Source organism: Shewanella sp. 6_MG-2023, from assembly GCF_030547195.1.
Lineage (GTDB): Bacteria > Pseudomonadota > Gammaproteobacteria > Enterobacterales > Shewanellaceae > Shewanella.
In genome coordinates this window covers 1-667 of record NZ_JAUOQU010000082.1, presented here as the reverse complement: position 1 = coordinate 667, position 667 = coordinate 1, and the positions used below count along the sequence as shown (strand labels likewise).

The window sequence follows — 667 nt, the reverse complement described above, 5'->3', positions numbered from 1 at the left end:
GCCACTGCCACTAAATCAAGGCCGGATCTGGCACTTGAAACAAGTTATTTGTTTGATAACCCAAGACCACTGGCACCTTTTAGTATGCAAGACCAATTGGGGAATACCTTTACCAATGAGCAGCTTTTAGGTAAGTGGAGTTTAGTATTTGTCGGCTTTACTTCATGCCCAGATGTTTGCCCAACAACCCTTAATAAACTCAATGCCGCCTACCCAGAGTTGCAAGCAGTAAGCGACAATATTCAAGTGGTGTTTGTGTCAGTGGACCCCGCAAGGGACAGCCAAACTAAACGTTTAGATTACATCAATTTTTTTAACCGCGATTTCAAAGCCGTTACTGCCGATCACGCTCAGCTATTTCCTTTTACTCGTGATTTAGGTTTTGCCTACGCCATGGTTGGCGACGGCGAAGATTACCAAGTGGATCACAGCGCCAGCTATGTTTTAGTATCACCACAAGGGGAAAAGTTTGCAGTGTTTAAACCTAAAGCCCAACCCGGGAAAATACCACAGATTTTGAATAAAGAGCTGGTTGCGGATCTAAAGCAGATTATTGAAAGTGCTTAAGGTTTTTATATAGGTATTGAAATATAACAAAGCCTCAATATGAAAATATTGAGGCTTTTTGTTTTGACGAGGACTGATGTAGTAACTCATTTGTGGACAA

The 667-nt window shown here is 41.8% G+C and carries 1 protein-coding gene; it reads left to right on the top strand.

Annotated features, from left to right (window positions below; genetic code table 11):
- Window positions 1–567 (top strand): SCO family protein (locus Q4533_RS19635; RefSeq protein WP_303503928.1); only part of this gene is annotated, 567 nt, incomplete at its 5' end.
- Between the last annotated feature and the right edge of the window lie 100 nt (window positions 568–667).